The following is a 17,381-nucleotide window of genomic DNA, read 5'->3' on the forward strand; positions in this document are numbered from 1 at the left end:
CTGGGCTACTTGGTGTAGCGCGTCACGGCGAGACCGCGAGCGAAGGGAAGGGTGGTGAACAGGGCGACGTCGTGCGTGTCGTCCTGCCATGTGATGGTTTTGATTGCCGATTCGTCGGCGGCTTCCTCCACGCGCATGCAGGCCCGCTCGAGGTCGTCTTCGTCGCGGCCGGTGACCGCGACGGCGAGGGAGTAGATGGTGCCGTGATGGCCCGAGCCGGGCATCAGATCGGCGCGTCGACGCCCGGACGCGGTGGCCATCACTTCGGCCGAGCCGTCGCCGGTGATGCCTTTGCGTGCGGCGCTTTCCTGCGCCGCCTTGTCCTGGGTGAAGTCTTGGCTGGCCGCTTCCCGGGCGACGGCGTCGGGCACGAAATCGACTCGGACACTGACTGTTCGGATCGTTGGTGAGGGCGGGTTCTCGTCGTCGCCGATGTCGGGGCCGACCCCGGTCAGCAGCGGCGCGAGCCACAACGGGCCCAGCGGAATGGGTTCGATGCTCGCCGGCGGGAGGAACCCGACACGGGTGTGCCAGCGGCCGGATACCACCACCGAGTCGTGGCCGCCGACGTAGGAGGGCCAGCAGTTCGACCACCGCGCCCCTTGGTGGCGATCGAGTGGGTTCGACGGGTCGATGAACGCGCGGATCAGCGCACAGCTGCGCTGCTTACCGAGGACCTGGACGCGGCCCATGCCGGCGGCGACGAGTTTGCTCACCGCGCGCATCGTCTCGTCGCGGATCACCTGGGCGACACCGCCTTCGAATCGGGCACCTTTCCCGCCCGCCGCCCGCGCGGCTTCGGCCTCGAAGTGGTCGGTCTGTGGGAATTTGAGCACCACGTACGCCCGGTGCTCTTCCGAGTGCGGCCGAATGGTGTCGATGAGGTCGCCGTAGGACTCCACCGGTGCCCGCAAACGCATGTCGCCGAGCTTTTCGACTTCCCGCTCGACCCAGTCCTCGTGCATGGTCAGATCCGCGGGAATGGAGCGGTGGATCAGCTGCACTCCGCGGATGAGCGAGGTCTTGCGGGCCATCGAGGCGCTGAACAGACCAAACTTCTCCGAGGTCGTCGCCCAGGCCGCGTCGGTGCGCAGCCCGCCGGCCAGGCCCTGCACGGACAGTACGACCGTGTAGTAGGCCCGCTCGCCGGGGTTGGCGGTGCGGACGATGAACATCTCGTCCAGGCCGGTGCCGGCGACGTCGAGCGGGGCGGTCCGCCCGAGCGGGACCGGGTACTCCCAGCCGGGGTCGAGGTCGGCGATCCCGTAGGCGGGGTCGTCGGCGTTGCGGTAGACGTGCTCCCCGCGCCGCATCCGCGCCCAGTTCCTCAATCGGTGCAACTGCCGCGACGCCAGCGAGGTTTCACCGAATTCGTATGTCGAGGCGAACACCCCGACGTAGAACACGGCCACGAGCCCGACGGTCATCGCGCCGCCTCCGGCCGCGAAGTAGTACACGACGCCGATGATCAAGGCCGCGGTCCAGGTGATGAGCACCGGTGCCGAGATCCCGGTCATGCCGCGGCGTGCGATCTCACCGCCCAGGATGGAGGTTCTCTGCTCGCTGTCGTGCTCGACGGTCTCGGTCGACATCGCTTACCTGCCTTCGGCTTCGGACGGAGCGGACTCGGCACTGGATTTGGCTTTGTTCATCGCCGCCGCTGCGGACTGCGCGGCGATCGGCACGGCTGCGGCCCCGGCCGAGGCGACCGTCGCGGCAGATCCCGTCGCGAGCTTTCCGCCGAGTCGGCCGGCCATACCCATCGTCGAGCGCTTCGGTGTCGACGCCCCGCCTTTGTTGGCGCCGCTGTGGGCGGCCCCGGTGGTGTGGCCGGGGGTGGAGTTGTTCGTCGGGGTCGAATGCGCGGATCGGGTGGCCTTGTCGACGCCGTCGCCGGAGCGGGTCGAGCGCGGTGTGACGGTCGACCCGCCTCCGCCACCTCCGCCGCTCCGGCTGCGGAACAGGGCCGAGCCGCCCACGCCTCCGATGACACCACCGGCGACGGAGCCACCGCCGCGGCCGAATCCTTCGGAGTCGGCCTTGGTCGGCAGGATCGGTGCCCACGCGAGCATCGACCACGGTGCCAGGCCGACGACGACCATCGAGGCCCCGACGAGCACGAGAGCGCCGAGCGAGGTCAGGTCTCCTGAGCCGCCGCCGCCCGAGAGCAGAGCGTTGTTGGCCCCGGCGAGCACGATCGCGATGAGCAGGAACAGCATCGGCTTGCTGAGCACGATGCCGACGAAGGTGAACAGTGGCCGCAGCGCCTTGGTCCGCCACGTCGGGTGCACCCACATGCCGTAGCCGATTCCGGCGACGCATGCGGTCAGCGGAAGCCCGATCTGGTGCATGAGCAGACCCAGATAGACCGACATCGCACCGAGCAGCAAGATCCCGAAGAAGACCAGGCCGACGATCGAGCCGCCGACGACGGTGTCCTTGTTCAGCGTGCCCATCGTGGCGTAGATGTTCTGCACCATCTCGGTGATCGTGGAGCCGCTGAAACTGGCGATGCCCTCGGTGAGCACTGTCGCGAACTCGATCAACAGTTGAGCCAGGGCCAGGGAGAACAGCATCATCACCACCCCGGCGGGCATGTAGCCGAAGACGTTGGCCACCAGCTCCGACGGTGAGCCCTTGTGCCGCGATCGCATGATCGCCAGCAGGACCGCCACCGCCATGACCATGATTCCCAGACCCGTCGATCCGGCGTAATGGGTCACGAACCATTGCTGGGTGGGATCGAAGTCGCCGGTCGAAGTCAGCCCACGCAGCACGGCGTCGGTGAGCGAGAGGGCCCCGCTTTTGGTGGCGTTGACCCAGTCGTCGATGACGGTGGTCGGATCGGTGACGAAGTCGACGATGTCGTTCGCAGCCCCCGAGATCCAGGAGAATGCCTGCAGGTAGGCCTTGCCGAGCTTGTACTGCGGGGTGGCCGCGATGACCTTGCCCAGGGTGTCCTCGAGGCGCTCGGTGAACGAGGTGTTCTTGTCGATCCAGTTCGCGGTGCCGGCGAACAATCGTCCGATCGACAGATTCCAGTCCTGGCAGCGGCTGGCATCTGCCCGTTCGGCTTTCGAGCAGTCGACGAAGAACGCGTGCATGCAGTACTGGTCGCCCGAACCCTGTGAGCACGGGTCCGACCAGGCGGCGTCGGGCACCTTGTCGGCACCGGGCAGCGCTTTGATCGCGGTCAGCGAGTCCGCGTCCGGGCTCTGCGCCCAGGCGAAGCCCCACGTGCCCCATTCCTTGGTTCCCCACCGGGCGAGGTCCTCGGCGCACGTTCCCGTCGGTGGGTGAAAGCTGGTGTCCCCGGCTGGGAACACCGTCGGCAGAGCGTCGGCGGGTGGTTCGGTCCCGTCGGCGACGGCCTTACGGGTGATCTCGGCTGTGGCGAGGGCCTGCGCATCGCTGCCGACCGCGCTGGCACCGCCGAGCATGGCGACCTTGTTCTCATCCGATGCCGTCCAGTACAGGAGCCGGTTTTCGTTCGTGAGTGCTTGGGAGATATAGGTTCCCAGGTCGCCGCCGCGGTCTCGGCAGTCCCCTGCGAACCAGGGCCCGCTCCGAAATTCCTCGGTACCGCCGATGAATTTCTTGAGATCGTCCGGGAAGTGCGCGGGCAGCCTCGATGCCGGTTGCTGGGCGGTGACCGCACCCGGTGCGGGAGCGGGAACGGCGGAAGGCTGGGCGAGCGCAACAGCGGATGACCCGAACAGAGCCACCAGTGCGGCAGTGACCGCGATGAGAACGAGACGGCGAATCATGTTCTCTCCTAGTCGATGTAGAAGGTGTAGTACCCGGCGGTCAGTTGACCGCCGAGCGCGGAATCAGCGGCCGGGTAGGACGCGTCCTCCGGTCGCGGGCCCTGGCGGTAGGACCAGTCCTTGGCCTTCCAGTCCCCGTCCTGCCAGACCAACGAGATGTCGGTGGTCGCCCACAGAGTGCTCACAGCGACGGTGCCGGTGTTGTTGATGTCGGACTGTGTGGTGGTCATCGACCACACCGAGATCTGCGCGGCGTCGGTGCTGAACGAGGACACGTGCACCGCGGCCGGCAGAGTGTTCATCACGTCGCTGCTCTCGTCGCGGTTGCTTCCGACTTCGATCTCGCGGGCCAGTTCGGCACCGGGGTCGGCGGCGATCATCGTCGAGCGGACATCGTTCATGTCGATGCGGCCCTGGCTGGCCTGATCGAACGCTTGGAGCACGTTCACCGCGGCAGTCGATGCGCCTTGGGTGTCGCGGGTGTAGCCGCTGGGGACACCGTTGTCCACCGTCGTGGGCCCGTGTACTGCGCGGATGGCATCGGAGCCACCGGCACCGGAGTTGTCGGAGCTGCCCGACAGACCGACCACGATCACCGAGACGACGGCGAGGACCGCCAGGGCGACGGCCCCGAGAATGATCCAGCGCTTGGACCCGGACTTGCTGTCGGAGTGCTGATCACCGGAGACGGTGCCGGTGTTGGGCGAGCTGGGGGGTTCGGAACCGACGTTGCGGTAGTCGATGGCCATGATGAGTGCTCGTTTCTGCGGATGGTGCCGCGTCGGAGAGGAGGGGAGAGTGGTAGTCAGATCCGCGATCGGCTATGCGCCGGGCTGGACGAGGAGCAGGATCGCGCCGACGATCGGCGAGACAGCAGCCACACCGCCCAAGATGATGAGGGAGAGCTTGAGATCCTCGCCCGCCTCGCTCAGATCGCTGGACATGTTGCGTTTACGGGCCTTCCTGGAGCTAAGGAACGAGGTCAGCACCCACAGGCCCGCGAGGGCGATGCTGGCTCCCCAGATCGCCGCGAGCAGGCGCTTCCACGTCTGGTTCAGGGCAGGGCCGAACAGGCCGATGTCCGGGTTGACCCCGTCGTACGGGTTGACCGCCTGTGCGGCGGCGACTCCGCCGGCCAGGACGGTCAGCGCGGCTGTAAAGGCGAGGACGCCGAGTACGCGGCGTGCCCGGTGCGGGGTGCGGGTGGTGGGGGTGGTGACGGATTTTGTGTCCATCGGGGGTTCCTTTCCGAAACATGTTGTTCTGCAGTGCCAGTGGATGCACGAGGCGGGGCTATTTGTCCTGAATGCGGCTCACCTCCCAGCCGTCGGAGCAGCGCCGCAGGATCATCGCGACGACCCTCTCGCTCACCGGGGCACCGTCGATGCGTTGGGTGACGTGGTAGGACCGGTATGCCGTCGAATCGGTCTGCGGGGGAACGGGTTCGTCGGCGACGACGAGGTCGGGGGTCAGGACCGCGCCGCGCGCGGCCCAGTCCAGCCATTGCGCGCCGGGGCTCGATTGCGCTGTGGTGGAGGTGATCTCGCGCGCGTAGTCGGAGGTGAGCAGCGGTGCGGTGCGGGCGGCGGCATCGTTGGGTCCGGCGTCGACGGCGGTGTTCCAGGTGAACCAGACCGTCAAGGCCGTGTTGGCCACCGAGTCCGGGTCCTGACGGTCCACCCCGGCCGCGATGTCGGGAAGCGCGGTCGCGGCCGGCGGCGGGGTACGGGTGGGATCGCTGCCGCTCGGCGGGGGCGTACCCGGTGTCCACTGCTGCGCCGGGATCGACGGGGCATCGCTGCCGTTGTCAGTGCTTTCACCACCGCAGGCAGTGAGAACCGTTGCAGCGATGAGCAATCCGGTCAGGGCGGTGCGGGTGGTTCTCATCCGAATCTCCGTGCTGTCAGGCCGCTCGCGGGCGGGGTCCAGTCCGATACCTTCACGACGTCGCCGGACTGCGGTGCCTCGACGACCTTGTTTCCGCCGAGCCAGATGAAGATGTGGCCCGAGTGGGGTTGGATGATGTCGCCGGGAGCGAGCTCGCCGGGGGTGGCGATGACGCGGCCGCGGCTGTCGGCGATCTGCGCCGAGTCCTGGTGGGGGAGCACGATCGCGCCGCCGGAGGCTTGTGCGACGGCGTAGAGGACCAGTCCGGAGCAGTCGAAGCCGACCTTGTCGAAGTCGCCGATCATGTCCGCGCGGCCGCCGCCGTCGCTGACACCGCGGGTGGGTCCGTTCCGGTCGCCTCCGCCCCAGGCGTAGGTGGTGCCGAGCCAGCGCATCGCGGCCGCGACGACGTTCTGACCGAACGGGCCACCGGGGACGATGCCCGGTGTGGCCTGGGGGACGGCGACGGAGAACGCCTCTGCTGCCCGTCGGGGAATCTTCGCGACGTAGTCGAGGGTTTCGGCGTTCTGGCACACCCGGCCCTGCGAGAGGGTCGCACCGGGCCCGCAGTTGTACATCGACAGGTACAGCTCGGTCAGGTCGCCGCTGAGCTTGCCGGCGGCGAGCGAGTCCTTGGCGATGCCCGCCAGCTCGCAGTCGTAGGCGGCTTGGCTCATCACCGCGTCGGCGATGCTGCGGGTGTCCTTGCGGCCGTCTCCGTCTCCGTCGACGCCTTTCGCGGCCCAGGTGGCGGGCATGAACTGCGCCGGTCCGTCCGCGCCCGATCCTGCGTTGTGGGCGTCGACGTCGAAGCCGCCCTCTTGTTCGAGCTGCGCGGCGACGACCGGGGCAGTGACCTCGGGGCACACGGTGCCGGCTTTGACGATCCACGGCTCGAAATCGGCGGGCACCGATCCCGGTCGCAGTCCGGTCGATCCGGCCGGGACTCCGCAGCCGGGTTTGATCGCGGCGGCGAGTTTGACCGACCGGCTCGATACGCCCTGCGCCGCAGCACCGGTGGTCGGGGTCGCGGCGGAGGTGGCGGCGAGGACGTCCGCGGTGGCGATCGGGGCGGTGGCACCGGCGGCGGCGAGCCAGGCGACGGGATCGACCGGGCTCGACCCGGATGCGAGACGGGTGCCGGGCCAGACCTCGAAGTGCAGGTGCGGCCCGGTGGACTGTCCGGCGTTGCCGACGGCGCCGATCGGGTCACCGGCTTTGACGGTCTGGCCCGCGGTGACCCCGAGGCCGTCGTCGTTCATGTGGCCGTAGACCGTCGAGAGCGACTGGCCGTCGACGGTGGTGTCGATGATGATCCAGTTGCCGAACCCGCTGGCGTGTTCGGCCTTGACGACCGTGCCGTCGGTGGCCGCGTAGATCGGGGTTCCGATCGGGGCGGAGTAGTCCTGGCCCTGGTGTCCTTCGGCTTCGCCGGTGACCGGGTTCGTGCGGGCACCGAAACCGCTCGTGGCCTGATAGGTGCCTTCACGCAGCGGCATCACCACTGTTCCCGAGTGCGGAGCCACCACGGCCGCGCCGGCCGGCAGGCACGTGCCTTCGTCGACCGGGGGCGTGCGATCGCCCGAGAGGACACCGAACATGCCGATCGCAGCAATGGCGGTGATCAGCAACAGGCTCAGTGCGCCGGCACTGCCCTTGCTGCCCTGCTGTGATGCTGCCATCGGTGCATGTCCTCACGAATCGACAAGATGATCAGTGCCCGCCCGGACACCTGTGGTGGGTACGTGTAGTTAGGTTGTGGTGCTGTAGTTTTCGGCTGCTCTGCGTCATGCCCGCCCGGCTGCAGAGCCTGCTCGGTGGCCGCCGGTCAGCCCCCGATCTTCTGGGTGAAGAAGTCGATGAGCCATTGCAGGGCGCTGCGGCCGGTGGAGTCGACCTTGAAGTCGCCGTAGGACTGGTGCGCACCGGAGGCGAAGAACGTCGCGGCGTCGATACCGGCACCGACCAGCTCCGCGGCATCGCCGGCACTCGGCGACGAGGCCAGTGAGACGAGACTGCCTGCCAGACCGGCGAAATCGCCGGTGGAGGCTTGCTGGCCGATCGCTGCGGACTGTCCGGTGACCTGGGTCTGTGATCCGAGTTGGTCGGGGCTGGTCTTGGAGGATCCGGTGAGCACGCCGACCGCGACCGAGGCGAGGTCGAGCCCGATGGGCAGCAGTTCGGCGGTGGCCGCGAGGTTGCCGGTTTCGAGGATCTTCCACGCGACTTCCTGAATCGCGCCGACATCGTTGGCCAGGCGGATCACGTCGACGTTGCCGAGCAAGCTCAACACCAGGGAGGCGATCTGCGCCGAGCCGCTGGGGTCGGGGATCATCGCCACCAACGCCGCCAAGGTGTGTAGGTCCACGCCAGCGGCCATCTTCACGATCGGCGCGAACTGGTTGTTGAGATCACCGGCGATCTTGTGCGATCCCGCGACATCGAGAGCAGCGACCTTCTGCGGCAACGCGATCAGGTTGTCGACGATGCCTTGGTAGTCCAGGCTCGTGAAGCCGGTCGCGACGTTGACGACCTGGTTGACCACCGTCTTCGGCTTGAGCAGCGAAAGCACCTGCGTTGCCGAGGTCAGCGCATCCGGGGACACGGACTGCAAAGGTGCGACCTGCCCGCTCAGGGTCGACGCGGTGCCGGCGAGGCCCGCGGTGGTGCCGGTGCCGCCCAGCACCGACGAGGCGGTGTCGGCGATCGAGGTCGCTGTGCTCAGGACTGCGGGAATGTCGATCTGGTCCAGCGCGTCGAGCACCGTCGAGGTCTGCGCCTCCGGTGATCCTTCCGGTGCGGTGTCGAGAGTCGAGCGGATTCCGGGGTTCGCGGCGATCACCGACTGCACGTCGGCGACCGGTTCGAGGGTGTTGAGCAGCGATGTCGCCGAAGCCCCGACGCTGGCGACCTGCGACTGAGTGCGGTTGGTTCCCACCGAATCGGGCAGGGTGGCCACCCGCTCCCCGAGGGTCGATGCGGTGTTCGCAGCACCGGCCAGATCGACGCGGGAGAAGTCCGAGACCAGCGACGACGAGAAATCGCTGACCCCTCCGGCCTGTGTCGGCGTCGCGCCCGGCTGTGTCCCGGCACCGGTGACACCGCCCTGCGCGGTCGTCGACGGCACTGCGGTACTCGATGCGGCTTGGGTCGTCGAGGAAACAGAGGTAGGCCCGGTTCCGGCCTGTCCGCCGGTGGTGGCCGGGTCGACAGGCTTGTTCGCCAGGACCTTGCCCAGGCCCGCGAGCAGACCGTCCTTGCCGGCGTTCGTCGAGCAGTACAGGTCCGTGGGATTGCACAGCTGCTTGACCACCGGGGCGAGAGAGCCGAAGCCTTCGGGCCGGACCCCGCCGATGCCCTGGCCGTCGACCTTCGGTCCGACCACGGTGCCGCCGGCGGTGCCCTGGTGCGGATCGGCGACCAGACCGACGCCGAGAATCCGGGAGGCCGGAACGACACCGCGGCCGTTGCCGATCTCGGCGGCGACGTCGCCGGCGGCGTCCGCGCCTTGGGAGTAGCCCGAGAGCAGGAACTTCGACGTCGCGCACGCCGAGGTGAGGATGTTGTTGATCGCGCTCTTGCCGGTTTCCTTGCTGTCGGCGTAGGTACGGCCCTTGTCGAACGCCGACGCCGCGTACGCGGGGTAGTAGACCTCGATGTCGTTGCCGTACTTCTGTTTCAGGGCGTTACCGACGGTGGCGAGCATCCCGACCGGGGTGGTGGGATTCGCCGCGGCGTTGGTTTCCCACGTTCCTGGGGCCATGATCGCGACGTACTTCGCGCACGAGGTCGTCGCCGTCGCTGCCGGTGCGGCGTGTGCGGGGACAGCGCCCAAGGCCAGGACCACCGCGGCGGCTGCTGCCATCGCGGAGTGCGCCGAGCGCGGTCGTCGTAGCGCGGTGGTGAGCGTTCTCTGGCCGGTCATGGTGTTCTCCTCGTGTGCTCGAGCGGGGTGGGGACGGGTCAGGCTCCGCGACGGTCGCGGCTGTGCCGCTCCCACTGCGAGAGCTGTGGGGGTGGTGCGCTGTCGGGCTGGCGGTTCATCGGCTGCGGGGAATACGGATCGGTGAACTGATAGGCCGCGCCGGCTCGTGCCGCGGCGATGTTGTCGGCGACCAGCGCGGTGACATTGGTGTAGGCCTCGATCGTGGCGGGTGGGAGGTCCTTGTAGACGATCCGATCGCCGCGGGCGAGCGCTGATTCGTACGGGGCCTGAATGAAATTGCTGTCCTGGACACCGAGATTGCGCAGATCCTCGAAGACCGCCGACGCCAACTGCGGGTTGGAATCGGGTGTTGCACAGGTCACGACGATCGTCGACGCCAACAGGTGTCCGTAGCCGCGGGCGATGATGCCCTCGAGCATCTGATAGACCTGCCGGGCGATGTCGAGGCGTAGCGGGAGCGGAACGACCAGGGCATCGGAATGCTGCACGGCCCACTGCCAGGACTCGGCCAAGGGATTGGCGGCGGTGTCGATGACGATCAGGTCCCGGTGTCGGCGCAGCACGGCCATCACCGCGGCGCATTCGTCCCACCCCAGATTGCGTTCACGGTCGGCCGAATTGTCCGCCGCGAGAATGTCTTCCATCGTCGGTTGACGCCGCAGGAACGCGTTGAGCGATCCCGAGACCGCCGACGAGGACGCCAGCTCGTGGGCGTGGTCGAGCAGGTCCCACACCGTGAGCTCCGGATCGGTGGTGCGGGCGGCGCGATCGCCGAGACTGCCGAGTGATTCGCTGGCGTCGAACACTGTCACCCCGTGGCCACGGTGCTTGCCGAACGTCGAACCGAGCAGCACCGATGTCGGAGTTTTGCCTGCTCCGCCCTTGGGATTGATGACCGAGACCACCGAGCATCCGGGAAGTGGCTGCTGCACAACGCGAATCGACTGACGCAGTCTGACTTCGGCCGATGTGGGCTTGGGCTTGAGATGAGTTCCCAGGGCGGCGTTGATCCGGCCCCTCAGGCCTGCTGCGGCGGGCTCGGCGGTCGGGTCTTCTTCCTGGCGGTCGAACAGGCGTGCTCGGTAGAACGCTGCGGGGTCGACATCAGGTGTCTCGACCGCTGCCAGTGCGTCCTGCCCGACCCCGTACGGGTCCGGTGCGGTGTCGTCGGCCGGCTCTTCTGCAGGCTGTTCGTCCGGTTCGGATTCGGGTCGGCGCAGGCGCTGAGCGCGGAGGTTGACGGTGTCCTCGGCTTCGTACCCCGCGACGGGGTTGTCGACGTCTGGGCGTGGGTGCTGTTCGGCCATCAGCCGACCTCCGCTTGATCGTCGACGAGCAGATCGGAGAGTCGGATGGCCTGCCACGGACGGTGACCGGGAACCTCGCACCACACGGTGGCCGGGTTCTCGTCGTCGATGTCGAGGCGTTCGAGGTGCACTCCGTATCGCGCGGCGAGGGCGGCGAGCCGCGTGCCGTCGAGGTGCGGGTTGGAGATATGCAGAATCAGCCGGATCGCGGGGGCGTCGAGCTCTTCGCGTAGCTTGCCGGCGAGAAAGGCTGCCTTGCCGGCCGCCGAGTCGTCGGCCGAGGTCTGATCGCCCTGCCGAAAGACCGCGTCCTTGGCGTGAAATGTTCCGTACCAGGCTGTTTCGTCACCGTCTCCGACCACGGCGAAGCTGCCGCGCTCATCGCCTGCGGCGTAGAGCTCGACCAGCGGTGCGGCCGACGCAGCGGAGGCGACCGCGTCGGTGACCTGCTCGGCCTCGCTGGCGCGCAATCCGTCGTAGTCCAGGTCGAGCTGCTTGTAGAGCTCTCGTTTGATCTTCTGCCACATCGACCAGTCGGTCAGCCCGGACTTTTCGGCCCATGCGCGGATCTCGCTCGCGGTCGACGCCTCGAGGGTCTCGCGTGCCTGTCGTACTGCGGTGGCGGCCTCGGCCCATTCGCTCGCTGCATCGCTCATGTCCTGGCGTTCCTTTCGTGGTGGCTGTTCGCCGCGGTGCTGCGGCGATCTCGCGCTGTGGCGGCGGTGGGTGATCACGCTTGCTCGATGGCGGCGATGACGTAGCGACCGTCGACTTGGTCGGTGGTGATCCGTTGGCGGTACTGCGTCCCAGGCCCGTTCGGGCCGCTCTCGGTGAGAGTGAGGGTGTAGGAACCGGTGCGCAGCGGGTCGATGTCGAGGCAGTAGGTGGTGCCGACCGGGACGGTGGCGATACCTGCGTCGAGGTTGGCTTCGACGGTGAACGGGGCACTTGCCGGGGCGTTCGGTGACACCAGAGCGTGCGCGGCCGTGCCCGATTGCTGGACGTAGTAGGCGTGCTCGAACGCGGCGATGACCCCTGGGCCGCTGTTCTGATCACCGGTCGGCATCGAGCAATCCGGCCCGGCCGCAACGGTTGTCGGCGCGACGGAGGAAGAGATAACCGTATCGGTGGCTGTCGTGTCCGGCTCGGAGTCGCCACCGCTGAACAACACAGCGGCGGCGACGGCCACGAACACCACAGCAGCCCCGGCTGCCGCGACCGCGCGTCGGCGCGATCGCGGCACACGGGTCGAGCTCGACGTCACCCCTGATCGGGCTGGGCCGGTGGCACTGGCAATCGGAGATGTCGTCGAACGGCGGATCATCTGGAATTCGTCCTTCCTGGCTGGTTCAACTAGCTGGCTGTAGGGCGAAATCAGGCGGGTGCGAACGCCGCCTGCAAGCCGCCGAGAGCGGCAGTGGCCTGATCGACCAGAGGAGCTGCAGCCGACTGCACCGTCTCGACGGTCTGAGCCACATGCGGCTGTTCTAGGGCCTTCGAGGTGAAGCCCTGCACCGCCGAGGCCGCCGGTGCGGTCCACACCGACGCATCGCTGACGGCCTTGGCGACGATCGGAGCCGCGCTCTGAACTGCAGTGTCGGCCGCCGCGAGAACCTGGCGGCCGTCCGGGTCGGCAGCGAGAGTGTCGCGAACCTGCCCGACGGGTCCGGGGAGATCGACTGTCGCGGCCGGCGGAATCGCCGGGACGCTGTCGACGGCCGGGGGAACAACCGCCGGGGCGGGGGCCGGCTCTTCGACGATCTGCTGCTCGCCACCGAGAACGGTGGCACCGAGGATGCCGCCGATGACAGCGCCGGTGCCGGTCAGGCCCAGCACGATCGGTGCCGACAGCGCTGCGCCGACGCCGGCACCGGCAAGTGCTGCTGCGCCGGGAACGAAGATGTACCCCACCGGCCCGGCCCAGATGACCGCGGGTGTAGCCGCGGTCGTCGCAGCCAATCCGAGTCCGCCGCCGATAGCAGCAGCGGTGCCGGTGATCACCGCGGCCGGGACCACCGATGCCGCGAGGCCGACAGCGCCACCGGTGATGACACCGGTCGCGGTACCCGCTGCGATCCGGTCGGCGCGTGGCGCGTCGGCGAATCCGTTGTCCACGAGCCAGTTTCCGCCGTCGGCTTGTATTGCCTGCAACGTGTTGTTGGTACGTGTGAGCAGGTTCTGGTCGACGATGTTGGTATCGACCGGTACCAGCTTGCCGCCGGCGATGAAGGTTCCGGGCGGGGCCTCGATCGGGGCGATGACCTTGCGCTGCACCGTCGGGACCGGCGGCGGGGGCGGCGGAGTTGCCTGCAATGCCGGGGGTGCTTCGCTCGGGGCGGCCTGCGGAGCGGGGGCTTCGTAGTAGGTGTTCTGGTAGTTCGAGGACTGCTGGTTACCGGCCAGGTAGTCGTCGTAGCTACGCGACGGGGTTTGCTGCACCTGTGGTGAGGGCTGGTAGCCGTCCAAGTACTCACGCGGTTTCGGAGCGGGCGGCGGAGGGGTGGCCGGTGCCGTCTGCGGTGTGCTCGTGACTCCCGGTTGTGATCCTTGAGGACTGGTCACTCCCGGCTGCGATGGTGCAGCTTGAGCGGGAGCGGCCTGCATGGTCAGGCCTGCGATCGTCACCGCAGCCATGGCGGGCAGCGATTTGATCACCCGCCCTCGCTTCTTGGATGAGCGGTGGTGTCCGGTGCCCGGTGTTACTGGCATTGATGTCGATCCCTTCCTGGTGCGACCCGATGGTCGGGTCGTGCTGGTGAATGCGATTGCGGAGCAACCGTTCTGGCGACCATTGGTTTCAGGCAATTCGGTGAAAAGAAATGGATGGGTGCGTGCGATCCATAGGTTGTGGGCCAGTCGCACGCACCCATCACGTGCTAGAGGCTCAGAGCCAGCCGAAGACCGCCGACCAGAACTACGGCTGCTGGAAAATCCACATCGGGTATCGAAATCCTCTCTGTGAGATCGGGTGTGAGTTCGAGGGGTGATGTCCGGGCGGGGCCGCGCAGCGCTGAACATGGTGAAATGCGCTCACTGCGCGACCCTCGCGCTGGTCCGCCGGTCGAGCTAAAGGGCGCGGGGGAGCTCCTGTAGCTCCCGAGTGGGACTATCAGCGAGAGCCCACCCGAGTCGGGTTGCAGCCCGGACTGCCAGGTTTAGGGCTTACGGGTAGGGATGGACCGCTCGTTGCATGATGTAGATGGACCCCATTCGGCTAGCAGGGCTCCGTCGTCACCGATGTATTGGTGGCGACCGGAATGCTCGTAATCGAGCGAGCAGGCAATCAAGTCGCCATGTGTCCGATTTACGACGATTGACGCGCAGAACTGTTTCTGTGCCAGGAAACTTGGCACCATCGCATCCCGTGCGGCACTCACTTTGATTCGCCCCCGTAACCCCGGCGAAAGCAGCGATGTCGGGCGAATGCACCTGCAGTCGCGCCTCGTCCGTAGCGGCCCAACGCTGAACTGCGAAGACGGCAAATGCTGATCTCAGCCGTCGACGGCAATTGCGATGCGGCAAGGGCGAAAGACGCGAACATGTGGAACTCCCGACATGAATGATCGGACGGAATCTGTGAGCAAACCGTCCTGATGTCCCGCGCTACAAGCGGTGCCGAGAGCGACAAGCACCGAGGAATCCCTTTTGGGCGCGCAACAGGACTGTAGAACAGGTTTGGTGCACCGCGCAATTGGTTGAAGGTTGTGGAAATCGGAACGGCCGAGGGCATAGCTGCAACGGTAGCGCGCAACTATAAAACGCACAAGACGTCGAGGTTGACGTGGATCGAGGAAGATGAAGCTGTCTTGGAAGGTCGATAGAGAGTGGGGACAGTGCCGCGAAGCGGGGTTCGTGGATTTCGGGCCGATCGGTTGCGCGAGCTTCGGGTACGCGCTGGGTTCAGTGCTGACGACCTTGCGGCGGCTGTGGGAGCGACTAGGCAAGCGGTATCCACCTGGGAAACGGGGCGTTCAACGCCGCCGCCAGCGACCCTTGGTCGAATCGCGAATGCCCTGCACACGTCGGTCGCAGCCCTAGTTCCGATTCCGGAGTCTCAGCTCAAACTGTCCGACCTGAGGGTGCATGCGGCGCTTTCCCAGGGCGACGCTGCGCGGATGTTGGGGATGTCGGCCACTGTTCTCGCCGACATCGAGCGGGGGCGCAAGCCTGAGACGGAGGAGCGCATCGAGTCGCTTGCGGAAGCGTATGGGGTATCCACCCGAACGGTGGCAGCTGCATGGAGTCGAACTCGCGATGCACGCACGACACGCGCGCAGTCCTTATAAAAAGCGCAACTATTAAACGTACGTGCAGTGCAGGCGCTGCGATCGACCTGGGTCCGCAATAGTCTCTGTGGATCCGCATGGATCCGCGAGATTTTTACTCTTCGCACAATTCGGTCAGAGTGACAAGTGCGGCCGTGGTGTGCTGATCAAGCGAGACCAAAACCGCGTTGACTTTCATCGGCTTCCAACGTCCGTCGAGAGTTCTGAATCGAAGCACGCCGTTAGTGCGTTCGCGTGCGAGTGCATTCGACATTTGCTTCGCAATTGGTACGTCGTCCGGATGAATGGCCGGTACCGGTTCGTCGGGAAGGTTTTCCCAGCAGATATTCGGTGTAGGTTCAGAGTTGTACCAGCGCAACAAGTTCAGAGTCCTGAGGTTGACCAGTGCGCGGTACTCGCCCTCCTTGGTTGACGCCTCCAGGACACGATGCTCGAGTATCGTGGGTGGGGGAGCGATAGTGATTTCACCTGCGGGGCCGATGTCATGCGTGATGCCCCTCAGGATTATTTCGGTGCCAGCAGCCTGGTCTTCGGCAATCATCCGGCACGAGAAGTGCGCGGCCCGAAGTTCGCCGTCGTCTCGTCTCACTGTCCAAACTGCTTGATGGGTAGTGCCCGGTGCTGACTGCACGATCTTGGCCATAGCTTCGCTCTCGTCACGGTTGGTGACAAGTCGGGTGAACGCTCCCGCGAGTGCGCGCTGGGTCTCGCGCTCGTTTTGCGGAACGCGGTACAAATCGAGTAGATCATTGCTTCCGCTTGCTGTGCTCTTAGTGAGGTTGAAATGCCACGCCCCGGCGGCGTCTCGCGGAGGTGGAGTCTCATCGCGCCGGCCGAGCCACACCCATGCCCCGTGCGTACGGCCCGCGAAGGTTTGCAGTGGTTCGGCCAGTACTCGCCTGTATCGGTCTCTGGACAGCCGATCCACCATGGCTCCCGTACCAAGCGTCTCAGTCACCGCGGCCAGTGCCTCGTTGCGGCTGGCGGAGCTGCGCAGAACTTGACGAGGTGAAACAAAGGACTTGGGCGAGGACCCAACTCCGATCACGGACGGCTCTTCATCTCCGAACGTCTCTATCAGGATCCAGCTATTCGACATGGTTGACCGACCCCCGCAGGTCTGGTGAGTGGTTTCTGTTGATGACGACTTGTTAGGTCCGTCGCAGTGCTAGGAGCGAAGGCAGCAGCCGTTGGTAGTGAGGGCCAAGCACGCGCGTTGTCGCGGCGACGAGGCGGGCGTCGTTCCCTATTGTCACCTGCGACTTCCCCCTCCACGCACCCGCAATGATCTTTTGGGCGGCCACTTCGGGGGTGGTTCGGGCTATGCGGCTATCGAAAAAATCGGCAGTCCGCGCGTGATCAACGCCCGGTGCCGCCCGCGCCGTCCGAGCGATCGACGTCTTGAGTCCACCAGGGATCACACAGGTCGCACGCGCGGTTCGTGACGCCAGGCGCAGTTCCTGGTTCAGGGCTTCGGTAAAGCCCCGAACGGCAAATTTGGATGAGTTATATGCCGAGTAGCCTGGTGCGGACATGACTCCAAATGCGGACGACACGTTGACAATTCGACCTCGACGTGACGTTAAGATGTCCGGCAGAAACGCGCGAGAGCTGTTGACGACGCTCTCGAAGTTGGTCGCCATCACGAGATCGAAATCAGCTGGGGGAGTGTCGATGACATCGCCGCTATATAGAACACCTGCGACGTTGAAGACCGCATCAATACCGCCGAGCCCATTGCGCGAAGATGCGGCCCAACAGGTGATTTCGGCCCGGCTGGAGACATCGACACGGGTCGCTCGCGCGATCGCGGCCGTCGCAGCACATCGAGACTGTGTGTCGAGGAGGGCGTCGTAGTTGCTGTCGGCGAGCGCGAGTGACCAGTTCTGGCTTGCGAGCTGTAACGCAATTTCGCGGCCGACCCCAGAACCGGCGCCGGTGACCGCTGCTCTCCATTCCTCTGGCATCTAACCCCGCCTCCCACACCTCGCTGCCTTTGGTAACTAGGCACAGTAACGAACAGCTGGCAGCCGCGCTAGCAACCAGCTGGTCTGTATTTCGGTTTGTACCTAGTGCGGATGCGTTCGTACGGAGGTGCTCGAACATGCGGTGAAACATAGGCGTGAAAATGACTTTTGGGGCCGGGAGTCTTGCCACCGCATCCTGCACGACGGTCAGCATTGAGTAA

General features: G+C 66.4%; 14 protein-coding genes. 1 reads left to right on the plus strand and 13 read right to left on the minus strand.

Annotated features, from left to right (window positions below; all coding sequences use genetic code 11):
* Nucleotides 1–5: 5 nt before the first annotated feature.
* The 11 genes from CH251_RS12340 to CH251_RS12390 all read right to left on the minus strand — a co-directional run bounded on the left by CH251_RS12340 (nucleotide 6) and on the right by CH251_RS12390 (nucleotide 13,562).
* Nucleotides 6–1,592: an SCO6880 family protein gene (locus CH251_RS12340; RefSeq protein ID WP_052053552.1), complete on the minus strand. Its 1,587-nt coding sequence runs from the start codon at nucleotides 1,590–1,592 to the stop codon at nucleotides 6–8.
* 3 nt (nucleotides 1,593–1,595) lie between these two features.
* Nucleotides 1,596–3,767, minus strand: a complete 2,172-nt coding sequence (locus tag CH251_RS12345; RefSeq protein WP_032392306.1) for a hypothetical protein — start codon at nucleotides 3,765–3,767, stop codon at nucleotides 1,596–1,598.
* Nucleotides 3,768–3,775: 8 nt separating this feature from the next.
* Nucleotides 3,776–4,516 (minus strand): hypothetical protein, encoded by a 741-nt coding sequence (locus CH251_RS12350; RefSeq protein WP_032392307.1) that lies wholly within the window; start codon nucleotides 4,514–4,516, stop codon nucleotides 3,776–3,778.
* 72 nt (nucleotides 4,517–4,588) lie between these two features.
* On the minus strand, nucleotides 4,589–5,002 hold the full coding sequence (locus CH251_RS12355; RefSeq protein ID WP_032392308.1) for a hypothetical protein: 414 nt from the start codon (nucleotides 5,000–5,002) through the stop codon (nucleotides 4,589–4,591).
* Nucleotides 5,003–5,060: 58 nt separating this feature from the next.
* Nucleotides 5,061–5,654: a hypothetical protein gene (locus tag CH251_RS12360; RefSeq protein WP_032392309.1), complete on the minus strand. Its 594-nt coding sequence runs from the start codon at nucleotides 5,652–5,654 to the stop codon at nucleotides 5,061–5,063.
* The gene (locus tag CH251_RS12365; RefSeq protein ID WP_032392310.1) at nucleotides 5,651–7,336 is read right to left on the minus strand and encodes a peptidoglycan DD-metalloendopeptidase family protein; all 1,686 of its coding nucleotides are present in this window, start codon (nucleotides 7,334–7,336) and stop codon (nucleotides 5,651–5,653) included. Before CH251_RS12365 ends, CH251_RS12360 begins: the two co-directional genes overlap by 4 nt.
* Nucleotides 7,337–7,482: 146 nt before the next feature.
* Nucleotides 7,483–9,579: a cutinase family protein gene (locus CH251_RS12370; RefSeq protein ID WP_032392408.1), complete on the minus strand. Its 2,097-nt coding sequence runs from the start codon at nucleotides 9,577–9,579 to the stop codon at nucleotides 7,483–7,485.
* 38 nt (nucleotides 9,580–9,617) lie between these two features.
* On the minus strand, nucleotides 9,618–10,907 hold the full coding sequence (locus CH251_RS12375) for a ParA family protein (protein WP_094613490.1): 1,290 nt from the start codon (nucleotides 10,905–10,907) through the stop codon (nucleotides 9,618–9,620).
* Nucleotides 10,907–11,563: a hypothetical protein gene (locus CH251_RS12380; protein ID WP_032392409.1), complete on the minus strand. Its 657-nt coding sequence runs from the start codon at nucleotides 11,561–11,563 to the stop codon at nucleotides 10,907–10,909. The genes CH251_RS12375 and CH251_RS12380 overlap by 1 nt, the downstream gene beginning before the upstream one ends.
* A gap of 74 nt (nucleotides 11,564–11,637) precedes the next feature.
* Nucleotides 11,638–12,231, minus strand: coding sequence for a hypothetical protein (locus CH251_RS12385; RefSeq protein ID WP_256979024.1), 594 nt, complete (start codon nucleotides 12,229–12,231; stop codon nucleotides 11,638–11,640).
* Nucleotides 12,232–12,281: 50 nt separating this feature from the next.
* On the minus strand, nucleotides 12,282–13,562 hold the full coding sequence (locus tag CH251_RS12390; protein WP_094613491.1) for a hypothetical protein: 1,281 nt from the start codon (nucleotides 13,560–13,562) through the stop codon (nucleotides 12,282–12,284).
* Nucleotides 13,563–14,740: 1,178 nt separating this feature from the next.
* On the opposite strand from CH251_RS12390, the gene CH251_RS12395 reads away from it, so the two are divergent.
* Entirely contained in the window at nucleotides 14,741–15,193 is a 453-nt protein-coding gene (locus CH251_RS12395) for a helix-turn-helix transcriptional regulator (RefSeq protein ID WP_032392312.1), read from the plus strand.
* A gap of 94 nt (nucleotides 15,194–15,287) precedes the next feature.
* On the opposite strand, the gene CH251_RS12400 is transcribed toward CH251_RS12395, so the two are convergent.
* Complete coding sequence (locus CH251_RS12400) at nucleotides 15,288–16,292, minus strand: GAF domain-containing protein (RefSeq protein ID WP_032392313.1); 1,005 nt, start codon at nucleotides 16,290–16,292, stop codon at nucleotides 15,288–15,290.
* A gap of 52 nt (nucleotides 16,293–16,344) precedes the next feature.
* The gene (locus CH251_RS12405) at nucleotides 16,345–17,160 is read right to left on the minus strand and encodes an SDR family oxidoreductase (protein WP_032392314.1); all 816 of its coding nucleotides are present in this window, start codon (nucleotides 17,158–17,160) and stop codon (nucleotides 16,345–16,347) included.
* Nucleotides 17,161–17,381: the final 221 nt, after the last annotated feature.

The organism is Rhodococcus sp. 06-462-5 (assembly GCF_002258315.1).
Lineage (GTDB): Bacteria > Actinomycetota > Actinomycetes > Mycobacteriales > Mycobacteriaceae > Rhodococcoides.

Excerpts from the sequence above, each read along its gene's own strand:
- CH251_RS12380 (WP_032392409.1), bottom strand. The coding sequence starts at position 11,563 with ATGAGCGATGCAGCGAGCGAATGGGCCGAGGCCGCCACCGCAGTACGA.
- CH251_RS12370 (WP_032392408.1), bottom strand. The coding sequence starts at position 9,579 with ATGACCGGCCAGAGAACGCTCACCACCGCGCTACGACGACCGCGCTCG.
- CH251_RS12385 (WP_256979024.1), bottom strand. The coding sequence starts at position 12,231 with ATGATCCGCCGTTCGACGACATCTCCGATTGCCAGTGCCACCGGCCCA.
- CH251_RS12345 (WP_032392306.1), bottom strand. The coding sequence starts at position 3,767 with ATGATTCGCCGTCTCGTTCTCATCGCGGTCACTGCCGCACTGGTGGCT.
- CH251_RS12355 (WP_032392308.1), bottom strand. The coding sequence starts at position 5,002 with ATGGACACAAAATCCGTCACCACCCCCACCACCCGCACCCCGCACCGG.
- CH251_RS12405 (WP_032392314.1), bottom strand. The coding sequence starts at position 17,160 with ATGCCAGAGGAATGGAGAGCAGCGGTCACCGGCGCCGGTTCTGGGGTC.
- CH251_RS12340 (WP_052053552.1), bottom strand. The coding sequence starts at position 1,592 with ATGTCGACCGAGACCGTCGAGCACGACAGCGAGCAGAGAACCTCCATC.
- CH251_RS12360 (WP_032392309.1), bottom strand. The coding sequence starts at position 5,654 with ATGAGAACCACCCGCACCGCCCTGACCGGATTGCTCATCGCTGCAACG.
- CH251_RS12365 (WP_032392310.1), bottom strand. The coding sequence starts at position 7,336 with ATGGCAGCATCACAGCAGGGCAGCAAGGGCAGTGCCGGCGCACTGAGC.
- CH251_RS12375 (WP_094613490.1), bottom strand. The coding sequence starts at position 10,907 with ATGGCCGAACAGCACCCACGCCCAGACGTCGACAACCCCGTCGCGGGG.
- CH251_RS12350 (WP_032392307.1), bottom strand. The coding sequence starts at position 4,516 with ATGGCCATCGACTACCGCAACGTCGGTTCCGAACCCCCCAGCTCGCCC.
- CH251_RS12400 (WP_032392313.1), bottom strand. The coding sequence starts at position 16,292 with ATGTCGAATAGCTGGATCCTGATAGAGACGTTCGGAGATGAAGAGCCG.